Annotated in this window: 17 protein-coding genes and 2 pseudogenes; 18 read left to right on the plus strand and 1 reads right to left on the minus strand. The window is 41.9% G+C overall.

Going from position 1 to position 16,782, the window contains the following annotated elements; translation table 11 throughout:
* Positions 1-177, minus strand: a pseudogene (locus ST42_RS13725) (IS982 family transposase); the annotation flags it as partial.
* A 46-nt stretch (positions 178-223) separates the two neighbouring features.
* Between ST42_RS13725 and ST42_RS01460 the strand changes: the two are divergent.
* The 18 genes and pseudogenes from ST42_RS01460 to ST42_RS14190 all read left to right on the plus strand — a co-directional run.
* The gene (locus ST42_RS01460) at positions 224-1,270 is read left to right on the plus strand and encodes a hypothetical protein (RefSeq protein ID WP_044072002.1); all 1,047 of its coding nucleotides are present in this window, start codon (positions 224-226) and stop codon (positions 1,268-1,270) included.
* Positions 1,271-1,339: 69 nt separating this feature from the next.
* Positions 1,340-1,531, plus strand: coding sequence for a sporulation protein Cse60 (locus ST42_RS01465; protein ID WP_044072003.1), 192 nt, complete (start codon positions 1,340-1,342; stop codon positions 1,529-1,531).
* A 327-nt stretch (positions 1,532-1,858) separates the two neighbouring features.
* Positions 1,859-2,011, plus strand: coding sequence for a hypothetical protein (locus ST42_RS13730; RefSeq protein ID WP_156139268.1), 153 nt, complete (start codon positions 1,859-1,861; stop codon positions 2,009-2,011).
* Positions 2,012-2,093: 82 nt separating this feature from the next.
* Positions 2,094-2,504 carry a hypothetical protein gene (locus ST42_RS01470; RefSeq protein ID WP_044072005.1) on the plus strand — a complete coding sequence of 137 codons (411 nt, stop codon included), beginning with the start codon at positions 2,094-2,096 and terminating at the stop codon, positions 2,502-2,504.
* Positions 2,505-2,513: 9 nt separating this feature from the next.
* A complete protein-coding gene (locus ST42_RS01475) occupies positions 2,514-3,002 on the plus strand; it encodes a hypothetical protein (protein WP_044072006.1) in 489 nt (162 codons plus the stop codon).
* Between the two features lie 187 nt (positions 3,003-3,189).
* A complete protein-coding gene (locus ST42_RS01480) occupies positions 3,190-4,062 on the plus strand; it encodes a sigma-70 family RNA polymerase sigma factor (RefSeq protein ID WP_044072007.1) in 873 nt (290 codons plus the stop codon).
* Between the two features lie 90 nt (positions 4,063-4,152).
* Positions 4,153-5,802, plus strand: a complete 1,650-nt coding sequence (locus tag ST42_RS01485; RefSeq protein ID WP_044072009.1) for a hypothetical protein — start codon at positions 4,153-4,155, stop codon at positions 5,800-5,802.
* A gap of 326 nt (positions 5,803-6,128) precedes the next feature.
* The gene (locus tag ST42_RS01490) at positions 6,129-6,731 is read left to right on the plus strand and encodes a hypothetical protein (protein ID WP_044072010.1); all 603 of its coding nucleotides are present in this window, start codon (positions 6,129-6,131) and stop codon (positions 6,729-6,731) included.
* Between the two features lie 12 nt (positions 6,732-6,743).
* The gene (locus ST42_RS01495; RefSeq protein ID WP_044072011.1) at positions 6,744-7,451 is read left to right on the plus strand and encodes a hypothetical protein; all 708 of its coding nucleotides are present in this window, start codon (positions 6,744-6,746) and stop codon (positions 7,449-7,451) included.
* A 2-nt stretch (positions 7,452-7,453) separates the two neighbouring features.
* On the plus strand, positions 7,454-7,618 hold the full coding sequence (locus ST42_RS13735) for a hypothetical protein (RefSeq protein WP_156132545.1): 165 nt from the start codon (positions 7,454-7,456) through the stop codon (positions 7,616-7,618).
* Entirely contained in the window at positions 7,615-10,350 is a 2,736-nt protein-coding gene (locus ST42_RS01500) for a strawberry notch C-terminal domain-containing protein (RefSeq protein ID WP_044072013.1), read from the plus strand. Before ST42_RS13735 ends, ST42_RS01500 begins: the two co-directional genes overlap by 4 nt.
* A gap of 56 nt (positions 10,351-10,406) precedes the next feature.
* A complete protein-coding gene (locus ST42_RS01505) occupies positions 10,407-11,660 on the plus strand; it encodes a serine/threonine protein kinase (RefSeq protein WP_197068896.1) in 1,254 nt (417 codons plus the stop codon).
* Positions 11,661-11,672: 12 nt separating this feature from the next.
* Entirely contained in the window at positions 11,673-12,494 is an 822-nt protein-coding gene (locus ST42_RS01510) for a vWA domain-containing protein (protein WP_042519706.1), read from the plus strand.
* Between the two features lie 2 nt (positions 12,495-12,496).
* Positions 12,497-13,252, plus strand: coding sequence for a PP2C family serine/threonine-protein phosphatase (locus tag ST42_RS01515; protein WP_042519705.1), 756 nt, complete (start codon positions 12,497-12,499; stop codon positions 13,250-13,252).
* 170 nt (positions 13,253-13,422) lie between these two features.
* Positions 13,423-15,114 carry an ATP-binding protein gene (locus ST42_RS01520; protein ID WP_052488181.1) on the plus strand — a complete coding sequence of 564 codons (1,692 nt, stop codon included), beginning with the start codon at positions 13,423-13,425 and terminating at the stop codon, positions 15,112-15,114.
* Between the two features lie 253 nt (positions 15,115-15,367).
* A complete protein-coding gene (locus tag ST42_RS01530; RefSeq protein ID WP_044072016.1) occupies positions 15,368-15,721 on the plus strand; it encodes a hypothetical protein in 354 nt (117 codons plus the stop codon).
* 38 nt (positions 15,722-15,759) lie between these two features.
* Positions 15,760-16,521 carry a hypothetical protein gene (locus tag ST42_RS01535; protein ID WP_044072018.1) on the plus strand — a complete coding sequence of 254 codons (762 nt, stop codon included), beginning with the start codon at positions 15,760-15,762 and terminating at the stop codon, positions 16,519-16,521.
* A 70-nt stretch (positions 16,522-16,591) separates the two neighbouring features.
* Positions 16,592-16,782: pseudogene (locus ST42_RS14190) on the plus strand (IS982 family transposase); the annotation flags it as partial.

Here is a 16,782-nt window from a genome sequence, read left to right on the forward strand (position 1 = left end):
AGGACCACGACGTGGAACATTACCCGATTCATTGACGAGATTTTCAGAGAATTGCTTGCATATCTCAAGTATTTTGACGAATTTTGTATAAAGGTTGTACATACGATGGTTTGAACTTAATGTTTTGATCACCACTAAGTTACTAAAAATCAGCGATATGTACAACTTTTTACTCATATTTATCAACTTAAATTAATTCCGCCAACGGGTAAAAATCTAAATTATGAAACAGACCGTAAAAGTTATCTATGAGACTTATTTCAATAATATGTCTCTTGTCAAGAACCCATTGCCTAAGTGCCCCCAAGCCTACAATCCTCATGCCGGGTTTAAACTGACGCAGTACTTTGCAACTGCAGATGAAAAGAATTTTGAGGACATCTTCCCCGTAATGATTGCTGAGGAAGATTTTGCAGGGTTACAGTCACTCGTATCACAGATGCGCAAGTCTGTCGGCAACTTTGATATTAAGCACAAAAGTGCCAAGTCTTATTGCATGTCATTCCTCGATTTCCTTGATAAGATTATTGCTGCCCCCAAAAAGTATAAGAAGATAATCAAGGAGATGCAGGATGCATATCACATTGATGGCATTGAGGCATTGGCTGATGCTATGGGCGGCGAAAACATTCTTGTAAAAAAGGCAATAGCAGAATCTTATTTTTTTGATCCAAAGAGTGCCATCGATAGACATAAGAAGATTTTGACAGCTTTAAGCAACAATCAAGAACTTCCTGCAAGATGGAGCTCTGAGGCTGGGGTATATAGTCCATCTGTCTCCGATAAGAAAGTGGCTGTAAAATCCACAGGCTTACAATACAAAGGAATGCCTGTAATAATAGACAAAGACGGCAATGCTCAGGTGAGATCACTAATCAAATGTTCTACAGGATATACAGTTAGTGGGGGCATAAGCTCCATTTTCCAGAACTATAAAATCTCGCATATCTGGGGTAATGCATACGATCCAAGGTACTTCACAAATCTTTGGAACATAGTTCTTGTACCATCATGGGTTAACGACTTGCTGGATAAGGATGAATACGCACCAGGAGCTACGCCTTTGGTCATAAAATTGAAGTCCACATTCAAGGCCGTCTGCCTGCAACACTATAAGATGAGAAGTAATGACTACAACTTCAATATGTGGGGTGGAACTCCAACTCATCGCCCTGAGTTCGTGAAGGGCGACTATACGATAAATTGTATCTGCCCTCTTCAGCAAGGAGAGAGGCTCTCCGGCATAAAGAAAGAGCACGTGAAGATATAAGAAATGACTTTTGAATTGATGGATAGAGGACAGAATAGCGCAAAGAGTAACAAATAAAACTTATACGATATGGAACAGATTAAATTATTTCGCAGTAAGGCAATTCTGCCTGATGCATTAGAGACACAGGTCAACAATTTCCTTAGTGAAAACGAGACTAAGATTTTAGTCAAAGACATTCAATATGCTACCGCCACAACAGTGAAAGAAAACTCTGACCAGTTCGTTTGGTCGGCAATGGTGAGATACGAAGTCTTGTGATTGCATAAAAGTCCGACACCACTATAGATTTTACCGACACCCTTTTATCTTCATAAGTCTGGAAAACGTGTATCTTTGCATCGTAATTCTGAAAGAATGGTGAGAGGAAGCTGAAACGCTCGTCAAAGGAATAGGCATAACATCATAATTCTTTGAAATATGCTAATGTTCTTATTTGGATTCTTGATTGTAATCTTCGGTGGATTAATCCTCATAACACTCCTGAAGTTAGTGTTCATGATAATCGGCTGGATTGTCTCATTCATCTTAAACATCTTTGGCTGATGGAAGCTCTGGACGAAAGCGGTGATTTGATAGCTTGGATTGATGACGATTGGCAGGATTGGTGCTCCACTTGCAAATCATGCAATGCACTTGGAACAAACAATTACCAAAGCAGAAGCAGAAGATATTGCAGAAGAGCATTGGGGTAATTGCGAGGAAGAGTGGGATGAAGAGTTCGACGTTGACGAAGATTAATATGTCAGTTCAATACCAAATCACACATAAAGAAGTGCCGATTCGCATAAAAGGAGGTAGGCAAAAATAAATCTATAAAGCTATGAGTGAAAATTTGAATCCAAATCAGTACAATGAAGCAGTAAAAGCTATCTATGATGAAGCCCTACAGGCTGCTACCGATCTCCTTAAGGAAAAGGGAGAGAAGTGTTTTATTGCATTCTCGGATTGGGAATGTGAAACCAGCGCATACTATGACAATGGTGATTGCTCAGTATCAATCTTCGGCATAGGTATAAATGAGGCAGGAAAGCTCTGCGTGTCAGCTGTTGTTGATAATATTGGTTATGGTCATGGACCTGATGACTTTCCACAGGCATGGACTGAGGCTACAAAACTCAAATCTGATTGCTTCCCTAATCTTTACTGCTTTGTTGCCGAGAACATTGACAAAACCATTAGTAAGGAAGAAGCTGATGAGATTACCAAGGAATATTGGGATGATGAAGAGTAAGACTTCTAAATGAATATCAAAGTTTTTGTATCAATTATTCTCACCACCTTGTTATGTGCCTGCTCACAGAAACAAGGTGGTGAGACTATCGAAACTCAAAGTGATATTGACTCTACAAAGACTTGTGTCATATCTGACGATAGCCTTATAACTGTTTATTGGTGGGACACTGGCGAAGGTGGAACTGCTCCACAGATAGAAGCCGTTTGCCGATTCAAGACAGAAGCAGGAGAAGAAAAGGAGATAACTACTCCCTTACTTTCTCTCATTCACCCTGATGACGATTACGGACATCACGAGGTAGAGAAGATTTTAAGTCTTGACACAGAGTATGGCGGGAGGGTCTATTTCTTCTATCTAAGAGCCAAAGTTGGAAGCGATGAATACGCTCACGATATGGTGTCAATGACCATAGAAAATGACTCGTTAATACCCATAAATGTGATGAGTACAGAAGTTGAGAGTTTTTCGCACATAAGTCTTGATTTGTGCAGATAACACAAAAAACTCGCAAAATCACTTTCAGTCAGTTTGAAAGCGTAAAGTGTTGATAATCCAAATAATACGAATAAAATGATTAGTCTTACAGAAAGTGTACAAATAGGTTGAAAAATTTGAATTTTCTTATCTTAGAAACAATGTGTATCTTTGCAAAAAAAATCAAAAACAACAAAAATTAAGGTATATGAACGAGTTCAAAATCAGCAACAATTCAATCACTTCTCGCGACAGCATTTGCGTATCAAACTATCTCCGTGAGGTAAGCCACATAGAGTTGCTTACTCCTGATGAGGAAGCACGTCTCGCGCGTATTATAAATAAAGGTGGACGTGAGGGACAGAAGGCAAAGGAAGCGCTTGTCAAAGCGAACCTTCGTTTTGTTATCAGCGTGGCTAAGTCGTTCCGCAACTCTGGTCTTGAACTCTCCGATCTTATCTCTGAGGGCAATCTCGGATTGATGAAGGCTGCAGAAACCTTCGACGAGACACGTGGTTTCCGTTTCCTCACCTTCGCTGTATGGTGGATTCGCCAGAGCATCAACAACGCTATCATGAACAAGGGCGGTGTTGTACGCATTCCTTCCAACCAGCATCGTGTCTTCGCTGATTACCTCGCCATGCAGAAGGAAGTAATGCAGACAGAAGGTCGTGAACTCTCTCTTGATGAGTACTCTGAGATGAGCGGCATCTCCGTATATAACCTCAATAGCATCATGAAGGCTGCACGTAAGGCAAACAGCCTTGATGCCAAGATGGGGGACGACTCCGATACAACTTATCTCGATATGCTTTCTTCTGGAAGCAAGACAGATCGCTATATGGATATGGAATCATTGTCAACCGACCTCAATCGTGTTATTGCGTCTGTACTTACCGATAAGGAGGCATACGTACTGTGCCATCATTTCGGCATCGGTTGTCCACAGGAAACCTTTGACGATATCGCTGCAGAGATTGGACTCTCACGCGAACGCACTCGCCAGCTGAATATGAAAGCTTTTGAGAAGCTCCGCAAGTCGGCAAAAGTACTTAACCTCGTAAACTATCTTTCAGCATGATAACCAACGAACAGAAAAAACTGCGCCTCAGAGAGCTTATGGCTCTCATGAGGGCAGATTTATTATAGAGAATAGAAAATATAATATATTATGCCAAAGAAAATAACTTTCAATGACATTGTCCAGAATAAAATCAAGGACTTTGTCGGCACCAAACGATGGAGCAACTCCTGGTTTGCCAATAGGTATATTGATACATTCACTGAAATCTATGGCAAGATGGAGGCACCAAGTACTTCCACCTCACGTAAACTCGTGGAAGAGAAAGGGCATGAGTACAGCGAAAAGGAATGTATCGTTCTTGAAAGACTGACAGCCATCACCTTCCATAAGATGTGGCTGGAGGAACAGAAGCGAGTCATTCTGAAGAAGATGGATGATTACTCTCTTGCGCATGGAGAAGAATCTTCAAACCATGAAAAGACCTTCGATACGGAAGTTCAACTTGGTGATTTGGTAAGGAAGTACACGAAGTTTGCTGATAGTCTGTCGGTTGACGATCTGACTGTCAGCATCAGTCGTTATATTAACATAGAGACAAAGATGCCTCTTGTCGTTCTCTGTGATACAGCATCTTTCGCAAGCTATCTTGTGGAGGAATGTGCTGATAATGCTTTGTGTGTAGAAGCAGACAAACTACTTGAAGATGGTGCCGACTATCCAAATAACGTCATCTACACTTCGCTCAAGGTTTCCCCAATGAGCAAGGAGGCAGGCAAGTGTGTCAATGATGCACTGAAGGTTATCTATGGTTCGGCAGCCATCGGCAAGACTAAGCACGTCATTGTCATCATTGAGTCGTGGGACAGTGAAGCTATTGCTAAGTCACTAACAGAATGGAATGAAACTGCATTGCTCCTTCAGTTTCATTGGACCTACCAGATTATGCATGGATGGCTTCGCATGGAAGAGAATGCCGGACGTATGCATCCAGTATTGAAAAAGTATATAGGCGAGAAGATTACAGAAATCAAGAACTACAAGGATCCGAATGGTAACTCCCACTACAAACCAAGTTTCGAGTATCTTTACAGTATTCACAGTATCACATGCATGAATCTCGACAAGGGCGAGGAACTGCTTCTTAAGGAGCTCATGAAAGATGATGTCCACACCTTTGGCATCAATAACTATCTTATCTCAAAAGTTTTTAAGACCGATGACTTTGAGGAGATGAAGCTCATCCACCGTGACTTAGAGAAGAAAGTTGCATCCCTGCGTCCAACAGTTCCCGAAACAACTCAGAAGCACATCAACCGCTGCCTGAGCATGGTAAAGACGTGGCCCGAAGCATTCAAGGATGAGGTGCGCAGTTGGGTGGCACAAGGCGGTTCCCCAATTATGCCTGACTGTGACGGAGCCGACGAATGGATGGAGTTCCTCATGAATCAGTATGAAAAGCAACAGGAGTGGCTTGACGATGAGAAATATCTCGCTGCCCTCAACACCCTCAAGGCAGACGGCTTCCCAATGCACTGGTACTCTGACTCCTGCGATCAGAAGTCACTTCTCACCGCCATGATAACCTATCCGGAGTGGAAGGCTGCTTTCCCTCACAAGGAGGATTTCGACCTCCCACAGTTGCAACTTATCCTCCTTAGTGGCGAAACACCATCACTGGATGTCAAGGGATGGAAGAGATGGTTTGAGCGAACCTACAACCTCAATCTCGTTGCCTTCAACTTCGACCTTATGATACAAATTCATCAGCTGAAATTGAAATTAGGACGAGTTCTCTGATATTCGTTAGCAACAATTATAAAAGCATAACCGACTAAAGATAAGCGTTTTATCTTTGGTCGGTTTTCTTTTTATACACTTTCTTTCAAAATGGTTGAAAAGTATTAACTGGTTTTCGAAGCATTCTATTTGTACCTTTACATTAGAAAACAAAACCACAAAAAAGAAAGGAACAATTATGTACATCGTTTTAGATTCATGCAACAAACCTTTGCGTCGTTTCTCTTCATGGCAGGACGCATTCAACTACAAGACCGTATGCCAGCGTTATGACTGGACAATCAGCCGCATTTACTAATCGTGTAACCTTATAAAGACATTATCTTATGGCAAAGCAACTGGATATAAGAATCAATGGACGCAGTTTCTCTGTCGCTCCTGTAAAGTTGGAGCGCAAGAAGATATATGGTTGGAATGAAATGCGAGTAGTGACTCCCGATGGAGAACTTTGCCAGCAAGCAGGTCTCAATAGCGATGGCATTACAATTATTCCAGCAGGAAATATCAAAACAGGAATGCTTCGTGAAGACGCGTTGTGGATGGAACGATCGGAACTCATAGCCATCGATGCCTATGGCAATAAGGTAAAAGCCATTCCCTCATCATTTGATACAGGTATTGACCTTATGGAAAAGACCTCGGTAGAAGATATGCTTGACCATAATCTTGCATCCGTTTATCAGATGACTGGCGATGAAGCTATGCTGCTATCAAGTAAGATAGGAGATGATATCTACAAGTTTCCATTCTCATATCGAGGAGGCTACGAGCAGAACACAGCATTCATCATCACCAACGGTCCAAACGTGTTCATTGTTGTAGGCAATGACGGAGGTTATGAATACATAGGACTGGAACAGCTGGGATATCTTGATACTGTTGAAGAAGAGATGAGTCTGGAAGACGAGATGGACTTTGCAATGTTTTAACACAATATCATTATGAGAGCAATAAACATATCAAACATAAAAGCCCGCAACGCGCAGGTTGGTTTTGAGCAGAAAGGCATCAGACCTACAGTCACGATGCAGCGCAAAGACGGCATGGGATATACCAATGCACGTTTCCTGAAAGCTACACCAGCAACAAGCATTGAGGTGCTTTACGATAAATTCGGAGAAAACCTTGCTGATGAAATCATCAATGGCGATCCGGAGATAGATTTGGAAATGGTAGGTATGCGCCTTGGAAAGGTTAAGAAGGTGTTTCTTGACAATAAGGGTAAAGTAGCTTACAGGGTACTGAGGCAACAAGTTAGATATTCACCCGAAGGTGAGGAGATGGAAGTAAAGAAATTCCATACCACAGAGTCGAACGTCAATATAGACTTTCCTCTCCGGTGGACAGGAAAACTCATTCCTAAAGACAAGGCTGTGCGTACATTCGCATTCGTCAGGAAATATCAGCTGAAGCATATCAATGGTTTGACCTTCGACTTCCTTTATGACATGGCAAAGATGCTCGACGAAAAGAACTGTATGATGCTCGTTGGCGCAGGAATTAAAGGCATTGGTCCACTGGTGATGTCCACTGGCGGTACACCATACAGGGCATTCCTTGAAGGAAGGGTGAAAGACGACAAATACTGTCTGCTCTTGCATCTTACCAATCTTGAACTCAAATCACTTACCAACAATCAAAACGAATAGCTATGATGAATAATGATTTCCCTAATATTGCCAAAGAATACAAGCGTACGGTAGCTGGTCGCTTCATGCTTGTTGAAGGCGCAAAGCTGAAAGATAAGATCTCAGGCGAAGACTTCCTTGTCACAAAGAAAATGGACGGTATCATCTTCCTGACGAATTGGAAATGAATGAATTCCGTGACACAAAGAAACTCCCTGCCGGCTACGACTTCCTGCTGCTCACCTATTCGCAGCTTAGCCGTGAACGTTCCAAAAACTGGAAGGCAGGCAGCGTGATGGACGCTATCGAAGGTTCTTACCTTATCATGGATGAGAGTCACAATGCCAGTGGTGAAGAGAGTAATGTGGGTGAATTCTTCCGTGAGGCAGTTCAGAAATCATGCGGTGTATGTTTCGCGTCTGCCACATACGCCAAATATCCTTCGAGTATGCCTATCTACGCAATGAAAACTGCTATGGGCGAAGCAGATGTGTCTGCAACACAACTAATCGACATCATTTCACATGGAGGTCCGATACTCCAGGAGGTTATGGCAAAGGGACTCGTTGCTTCTGGTTCGATGATACGTCGCCAGCGTGACATGAAGGATGTGGAGCGCACTCTCTATACAAGCGATAATGTAAAGGATATAGCAGCCTTGCAGGGAAGATATGATAAGGTTATAGACCTCATTTCGGATATCCATGATTTTCAGGATGAGTTCATTACGCCATATCTTAGTAGTCTATCTGCCGAACAGATAGTGTGCAAGAAACATAAAGTCGGCAAGAATGAAGTGTTCATCAGAAAGAAGACTCACATATCATACATGCACTTCTCACTACGTATGACGCCTACCATTCGCCAGCTCCTTTTCTCAATAAAGGCTGATGATGCCATACAAGCAACATTGGAAGAACTGAAGGCAGGGCATAAACCGATCTTGCAGATTAACAGAACGATGGAAAGCAACTATGCCAATCTCGTGCAACCTGGTATGGCTTTGCCAAAAGCAGAGTTTGCCCTCAGTCTTCTTAATTGTCTTAAAGATATGTTCAAGTACAAGGCTTTGGCTGCAACAAAGAAAGGCAAGGTGACCAAGTTTTATGAAGTAGAACTGACTTTTGACTTGAAGGATCTTACAAAATTCTTTAATAGCGACGATGCGAAACAGGCTTACGATTTCATTGTCAGGAAAATAAATAATACGCAGACAGATTTGCCTTTAAGTCCGATTGACTACTTTGTACAGAGTCTTGAGAATGAAGGATATAAGGTTGGCGAGATGACCCAGCGTAAGATGGCCTTAAACTACGAGAATATAAAAAACGGTGCTACAGGTAAGACTCATGCATTTATGCGAAAGAAGATTGACAAGAAACGTATGGCAGCAGATTTCAATAATGGCAATCTGGATGTATTGATAGGAAACAGAGTAATGTCATCTGGTATTTCCCTTCATTGCTGTGATGCTTTCAAAGACAAGCGTAAGCGAACCGTCATAACCTGGGAACATCAAGACAGTGCAGACAGGCAGACTCAGTTTGATGGACGTGCCGACAGAACAGGACAGTTGCAACATTGCTCCTTCGTGACATTATCGTCTGCAATACCTGCCGAACAACGTTTCCTCATGATGAATGAGCGTAAACTTCGTTCATTGAACGCCAATGTAGAAGCCAACCAGCACGCTGATGATGCTGGTTTTGACATGCTGAACAAATATGGCACTAAGGTGGCTTTGGAATATCTTCACGACAACCCTGAGAAAGAAATCTATTTCATGGATGAAGGTGACAGTCCATTCGTCAAAGCTGATGACCAAACGGTATTCATTATTCGCTTCATGCGTACACTGGGTTTGCTTAAATGTGATGAGCAAAGAGAAATACTTGATGATGTGATGCACAGATATACAGAACTCATCAACTATCTTGACGAAATCGGTGAAAATGATCTAAATCCTAACGTGCTGCCTCTCAATGCCACATTGCTCAATCGGTCGGTGTTCAGAAATGGTAAACGCAACTCTGCAAGTGTGTTTGGCAACGATGCAATGCTCGATGAAGTGGAAGTTGATGTGCTGAGTCGCCCTTTGACATCTACCCAGATAAAGGCTATTCTCCCAACCCTGACAAGCACTGACGTGTTGGTAAAACAACTGAATGCGCATTGCAAACAGAAAGCAGACAACATAAAAGCGTATTATATTCAACTGCAAAATGATGCAACTCGACAACTTAACCTTCTTCGTAGTTCTGGGGCACATTATACTCCAAGTCATGTAGCGCAATTGGAAGAACGCGCCAACAACACGGATATGATGAATGCACAGATAGAAAGGGTTGAGACGCAGACAGGTTTGTTATGTCAACTTATCAAGAAGTTTACTAACGGTCAGGCAGTTGGCATTCCAATGGCACTTGTTGCAGAAGGAGAAATTGAAGACAACAGACTTGTGGATTACGTTTCCGTTGGGCTGTTCCTAGGCTTTAAGGTCATAGGAAGCAAGACAACACGATCAAGCATCAAGGCTGTATTTGTGGTGAACGATGGCAGATGCAGGTTGGATATACCTCTGACAGAAGAAGGGAAGTTGATGACAATACACAACCAGACGAATCTTGGCGTGATGCGACAAAGATTGTCAAAGGTAACCATTGATACATGGGATTCCTTACTATCCAATTCCACTCGCGAACGTGCTTACATCGTGACAGGTAACCTGCTATCTGGTATTGCCTTCGCAAAGCAGTTTGGCAAGAACGTAGGTAACAGGAAACTACGTCAGATAGCAATGAACAAAGGTCGAGGTCATCTCATCACTTACACCGATGATATGGGACGTGTCAAGAATGGCTATATGTTATCACGAATGTTCCGTCCAACAGATCTACAGTTTTTTGCTCCTAAACCATAGATATGAAAACTTCAAGAATATAGACTATGAATACAGAATTGAAAGAAAATACAACTTTGATACTCCGTAACGGAGATGTTGTCAAGGTAAACAAGTTACTTGGTAGTGGCGGACAGGGATTTGTCTATTCCGTAACCGTGAATGGCGAAGAATGTGCGCTGAAATGGTATAAGCAGATGCCATCTGACATATTCTACGAGAACCTACAGAAAAATGCCGAGGAAGGAGCTCCTTCACCATCGTTCCTTTGGCCCAGAGCTGTGACTAAGAAGAAGTTTGGCAGTTTTGGTTACATCATGTCACTCAAACCTGATGGCTATTACGAGTTCAGCGAATACAGGTTGGCTAAGGTCAGATTCTCATCGTTCAGGGCTATTCTAAATGCAGCCATTGAACTGTGTGAAGCATTTCGGCTTCTTCATGCCAAAGGACTTTCGTATCAGGATCTGAATGATGGTGGTTTCTTTATACACCCAGAAACAGGACATCTGCTGATATGTGACTGTGACAATGTTTTTCCTCATGGCGATAGTTCGGGAGTCTTGGGCAAGGCAAGGTATATTGCACCTGAGATCGTCATGGGCAAGAATATGCCAAACAGTTACTCTGACCGCTTCAGTATGACGGTGATGATTTTCATGCTCTTCTGCATTGATCATCCGTTTGAGGGAATGAACGTTGTACGCCATCCATGTATGACAGAAGAAATAGAGCGACGACTTTTCGGCGAACAGTTGTGTTTTATGTATGATGATGCCGATACAAAGAACAGACCTGTTCGCGGAGTTCATTCCAATGCAATACTTATGTGGAGCTTGTTGCCTAATGTGCTTAGAGACACTTTCAAGCAAGAGTTTTCTAAAGGGAAATTGGATTCGCCCGATAAGAGGTTAACAGAAATGCAGTGGATAGATATTCTTACAAGAGTTCGTGACTCTCTCGTGAGATGTCCGCTATGTGGTGACGAATCGTTCATTACAAGAACAAGCGTTTCGTGCATTAACCATCATTGCAATGGGGCACACTCTGTAATGATGTGGTTTGAGACTGGTGACCGTTCCATACCTCTTATAAATAATAACATACTGCGTACAGGTAAAGGTGACATGATAACTGGACGAGTAGTACTGAAACCGGGAACCAGTGATGTTCTCCTCATACAGAATCTCACAAAGCATGATTGGAGAATCATCACCCCATCAAATAAAAGCGTTACCGTCGCTCCACGTGGATTTTTTCCTGCCAAGGTAGGAATGAAAGTTGAGATAAACGACAATGAAACAACAATTACATATAAAATAAACAACTAAACATTATATATTATGGCACTTACAGATTACGAACTTACTCCTGCGGCTCGTCGCACCCTTAACCTCTTCCTTATGATTGATGTCTCTGGTAGTATGGCCGGAGAAAAGATTGCCGCTGTCAATGATGCTGTGCGCAATGTGATTCCAATAATCAATGGTATCGGAGAGAGCAATCCTGACGCTGAGATCAAAATTTCTGCAATGACTTTCAGCAATACAGTTGAATGGCTAACACCTCAACCTGTCACTGCATCAGGGCTGACATGGAATGATCAGTCCGCTTCTGGCATGACATGCTTGGGCGAGGCTTGCAAAGAACTCAACAGACAGTTGTCTCACAAGACTGGTTTCCTGAAATCAGCTTCGGGGTCGTATGCTCCTGTTGTTATTCTTCTCAGCGATGGTGGCCCTACTGATGATTTCACAGCGGGTATGAATGCTCTCAACAATAATGCGTGGTTCCGTCATTCTACACGTATAGCTATTGCTATAGGCAATGATGCTGATACGAACGTTCTTGCTACGTTTACAGGTAATCCAGAACTGGTGTTCCGTGTTCACAACATCGATGCGCTGAAGACTGTTATAAAGGTTGCAGTTGTAACTTCATCTATGGTTTGCAGCCAGAGCTCATCTGTAAGCTGTGGTGGAACAATATCATCTCCTGCCAATGGTTCGGTTGCAACCGCCAATGCTGGAACACCTATAGGAAGTACACCTTCAAAGTCTCAACTGACTGCCGATGCTATTGCTATGGAACTACAAGGTGAACTGGGTATCGATGTTGGCGATGATGCACTGATGAATGAACTGGATATTGACGAATTTGATTGATCATGAGATACGTATATAACCAAACAGTAAAAGGAGCGAGTCATGCTGATGCCGGAAAGGAGTGTCAGGATGCCTCGCTATCCTGGACAGACGATGATCTTGCTATCATCGTTGTGAGCGATGGTCATAGCGGAGAAAAGCATAGCAACAGTGCTACAGGCGCAGCACTTGCCAGCCAGATTACGCAAAACCATCTTCGTGAATTTTGCAATGATGTTGATGCAAAGTGGCTTAGTCACCAATCGGATGATAACATAAAAAGACTTTGCACAAGCATATTAGCAGAATGGACTCGTGAGATAGATGAACTTGAAGAAGGCGCAGATATCGTGTCGTATGGCTGTACATTGATTGCTTTTGCCCAAACAAAACATTTCTGGTTTGCATTACAGATAGGCGATGGCAGATGCGTTATGCAGAACAAGGCAGGCGAGTGGATTCAACCCATTCCATGGGATGATCGTTGTATTCTCAATATGACCACCTCACTTTGTGATGAGAATGCAGCTAATGAGTTTCGTTTTGCATACGGAGATGTAGAATCGATTCCGAAAGCTGTATTCCTTTGTTCGGATGGTATAGATGGCACATTTGGTTCCGGAGAATTGCTTTATGGATTTTATGGCAACATCATAAAGTCTATAAATGATGATGGTATAGAGAATGTGGTTTCGCAACTTCCGGAGGTGCTGTCTCATTACAGTAGAACTGTCAGTAAAGATGACATGAGCATTGCTTTTGTCTTGAACGATACATAATACCTTTTGAGTTTATTGAAAGCATAAAGTTTTGAAATAGTTGATGTTATCAAAATGTTAACTAATTATAGGACTATGCTTTCAATGAGCTTGAAAACAAAAAAGTGGTTTTTGCTATTATTTCTTCATACCTTTGCTTCAGAATTAAAAAATATATAAAATTTTAAGATATGAAGAAGAAGACATCAAATTCCGTAAACAACAACTCAAAGAGTTTAGTAGCTTCATTTGTAAACATTTTCAACAAGCTCGAAAACTGCGCGCTTAAGGAAGAAGTGCTTGACAGCGTGAAGGAGGATGTGAAGTTTCTGAGCGAGCGTTTGGGACTGAACACTATTCAGTGCGTGATGGTTGCCGTACTGCTTGACGACGAAGACGGTTGCCTGTTCAGTGATTTTGCAAAGCATCTTGGAATCAATAATATCCAGATGCAGCTATACAAGAGTGATATGAACGATCTTGTGGAGCGTGACCTCGTTTATTGCAATACGCAAACCATACGTGGCGTCAACAAGAGTATCTACATGCTCGATGATGATTTCAAGTCTGTTATTGGCAACAACGATACCTATGATACCCTTTCAGTAAGTGAGTGGTCATTGGTTGACCTCATGTCGCATACATCACACATAATCGATGCTAAGCGTGACCGGAATGTCACTTATGATGCAATGAGAAACAAAATCATGGGATTCATCAAGAATACTCAGCATCTTACTCTCTCTGCCGAAATCATGAAGCTCAATCTCGAGTTTCCTGAACTCCTTACTGTGCTTATTGCTTGTAAGTGCATTGTGTTGGATAGCGAATACAATATTGGTCCTGGTGATTACAACAGGGCCTATGAAACACTTTTTGTGGAGCGCAAGGTATTCAAGGGAATCAAAGATGGCAAGAACAATCTTTCTCGCAAGGAACTTATGGAAAATGACAATAGCGATGGCTTTGCACGCACTCATGTCTTTAAGCTTACAGACAAGGCTCTCACTATCTTGTTGCCTGAATACGCTAATATGGAGGATGCCAATTCTATGCTCTCTCGTAGTGGTCTTGTTGAACCTGAGACGGTTAAGGAGAAGTATCTGTTCTACAATACCCAGGAGCAGCATCAGATTGACACCTTATGCAACCTGCTTGACGAGGCACGCTTCAAGGAGGTACAGAAGCGTCTCAGCGAAACAGGTATGCGTACTGGTTTTGCGTGCTTGCTGTATGGTGGCCCTGGCACCGGTAAGACAGAAACTGTCTATCAGTTGGCCCGTCGTACAGGTCGTGCAATTATGCCTGTGAATATATCTGAAATTCGCGACAAGTTTGTGGGTGAGACGGAGAAGCGAATCAAGCACGTATTTGATAAGTATCGCGCTTATGTGCAGGAGAGTCGTGAAAAGAACATTCTCTGTCCAATTCTATTCTTCAACGAGGCAGATGCCATCATCAGCAGGCGTTCGGAGAATGTTGAGCATAGTGTTGACAAGATGGAGAACGCCATGCAGAACATCATCCTTCAGGAGATGGAGAATCTTGACGGCATCCTTATTGCTACAACCAATCTCACCTCCAACCTCGACTCTGCCTTTGAGCGTCGCTTCATCTATAAGATTGAATTGAGCAAACCGTCGGAGGAGGTGAAGAGCCTTATCTGGCAGTCAATGATGCCTGAACTCTGCGAGTACGATGCGGATGAGCTTGCAAAGTCGTACGATTTCAGTGGTGGTCAGATTGAGAATGTTGTTCGTAAGCAAACCATCAACTGGGTGCTTTATGGTAAGAACGCAACTCTCGAAGATCTGCGCACCATCTGCAACGAAGAGAATATCTCCAACAACAATACTCGTTCACGCATAGGTTTCTATGCGTGATATGGGGGATAATCTTTACACCTTATACAAAATATAGACGCTTATGAAAACTTTCATCGCATCAATAATGCTACTCCTGACGATAGCACTCGTTTGTTCGCCAATTTGCCTTGTCTGGTTTGCTCTAGTGAGCAAGTATTCGGTTCTCGTCCGTATTATATGCTTCCTTTTTGGATTGCTATTATGCCGATTGGTAAAACCACTTTCTATCATCACAGGCAAGGACCTGAAGTACATTTAATCTCTCACAACTATGATAACATTGAAATCGACTTGCTGCCGGTTACTTGATGACAATAACCGTGGTGTATCATTCTACAAAATAATAACCAAGGTTACAGATGGTGTTAACACTGCATCTTTCCAACGTTACCGTGTGATTCCATCGTGGAATGACCTGAGCGAAAAACAGAGACGTAAACATTTTCGAGAAGAGGTTAATGAGGAATTGTTTGAGGTTCTCAACAACTATGAAACAATTCAAGAAAACTGGGAAAAGATACAGGAGGACATGAAGGAAAGCAAACATCGTAGTCACCAGAACTTTGAAGCTTACCATAAGTGTATCAACTCTGTTCACGGTTTCTGGGAACTCTATGACTTTTAAGATATATCGCTACTCGTTGAATTTCATAAACACTAATCATGAACGAAAACAAATCCAATAAATATCACGTTGGCAAAGCCATTTACGCAAAATTTATCAAGTCTGGGCTTTCTTCTAAAGAGTTTGCAGAAGATTTGAATTGTACCATTAATGAGGTTTACAACATATTCAAGTCATCTGCTATAAATATTGAGCGATTGATAGAAGTGTCCAAAACTCTCAAACACAACTTTTTGTTTGATATCGCTGTTATGATTGAAGAAGGAACTTATAAAACCTCTTCCTTAGACGAAAATCTATCAGAAGAATCCTTGATTACACTGTCAAACGAACAGTTATATGAGGTTGACATGGAAGGTTATTCGACTATTCTTGACGAATATCTTGTAACTGACCACAAACTGCCACTTATAGTTATAACTGACGTTAATGATACAGCCGATGACTTGCTTTACAAAAAAGCATTTGAACTTTATGGCAACAGAGGATATAAGATGATGACCAACACTTGCAACATCGACCTAAAACCTTATATTGTTCCTGTTTTTACCGAAATCGATGAAAGTTTATGCCACAAAGATCTTGACACTCAAATAGGTGAGGTTATTGCCGCAAAACGTGCATCTGACAAGCATATTGTCTTCATTTTAAATATGCAAGACAAAAATAATGAAACACTATTAGAGGATGCAAATCAAATATGCGAGTTATGGCATCATACAGCTCATGTCGTATTCCTTCATTCATCAACACCATCGACTAATGGATTACCCCAGTTCGGGATAAGATTTTGTTCATAAAAAGTTGGTAGTCTCATAAATATTTTGTACCTTTATAGGTGAAAATCAATTAGTTACAAAAATATTTAATATGACTACCGATTACAAAGTTACAGAATTATTTTGTATTATAGACGAGTTTTGCAAACATTTTGATGCAGAAAATGCAGGAAATTTGCTGGAAGACAATAGCGGAGTGAAGCGTAGACGGCGTGCAGCATCGTTGTCCGACAGTGAAATCATGACCATTCTGTTGTATTTTCATTTTGGTACATTCCGCAA

Source organism: Prevotella pectinovora (assembly GCF_000834015.1).
In the GTDB taxonomy this organism is placed as follows: Bacteria; Bacteroidota; Bacteroidia; order Bacteroidales; family Bacteroidaceae; genus Prevotella; species Prevotella pectinovora.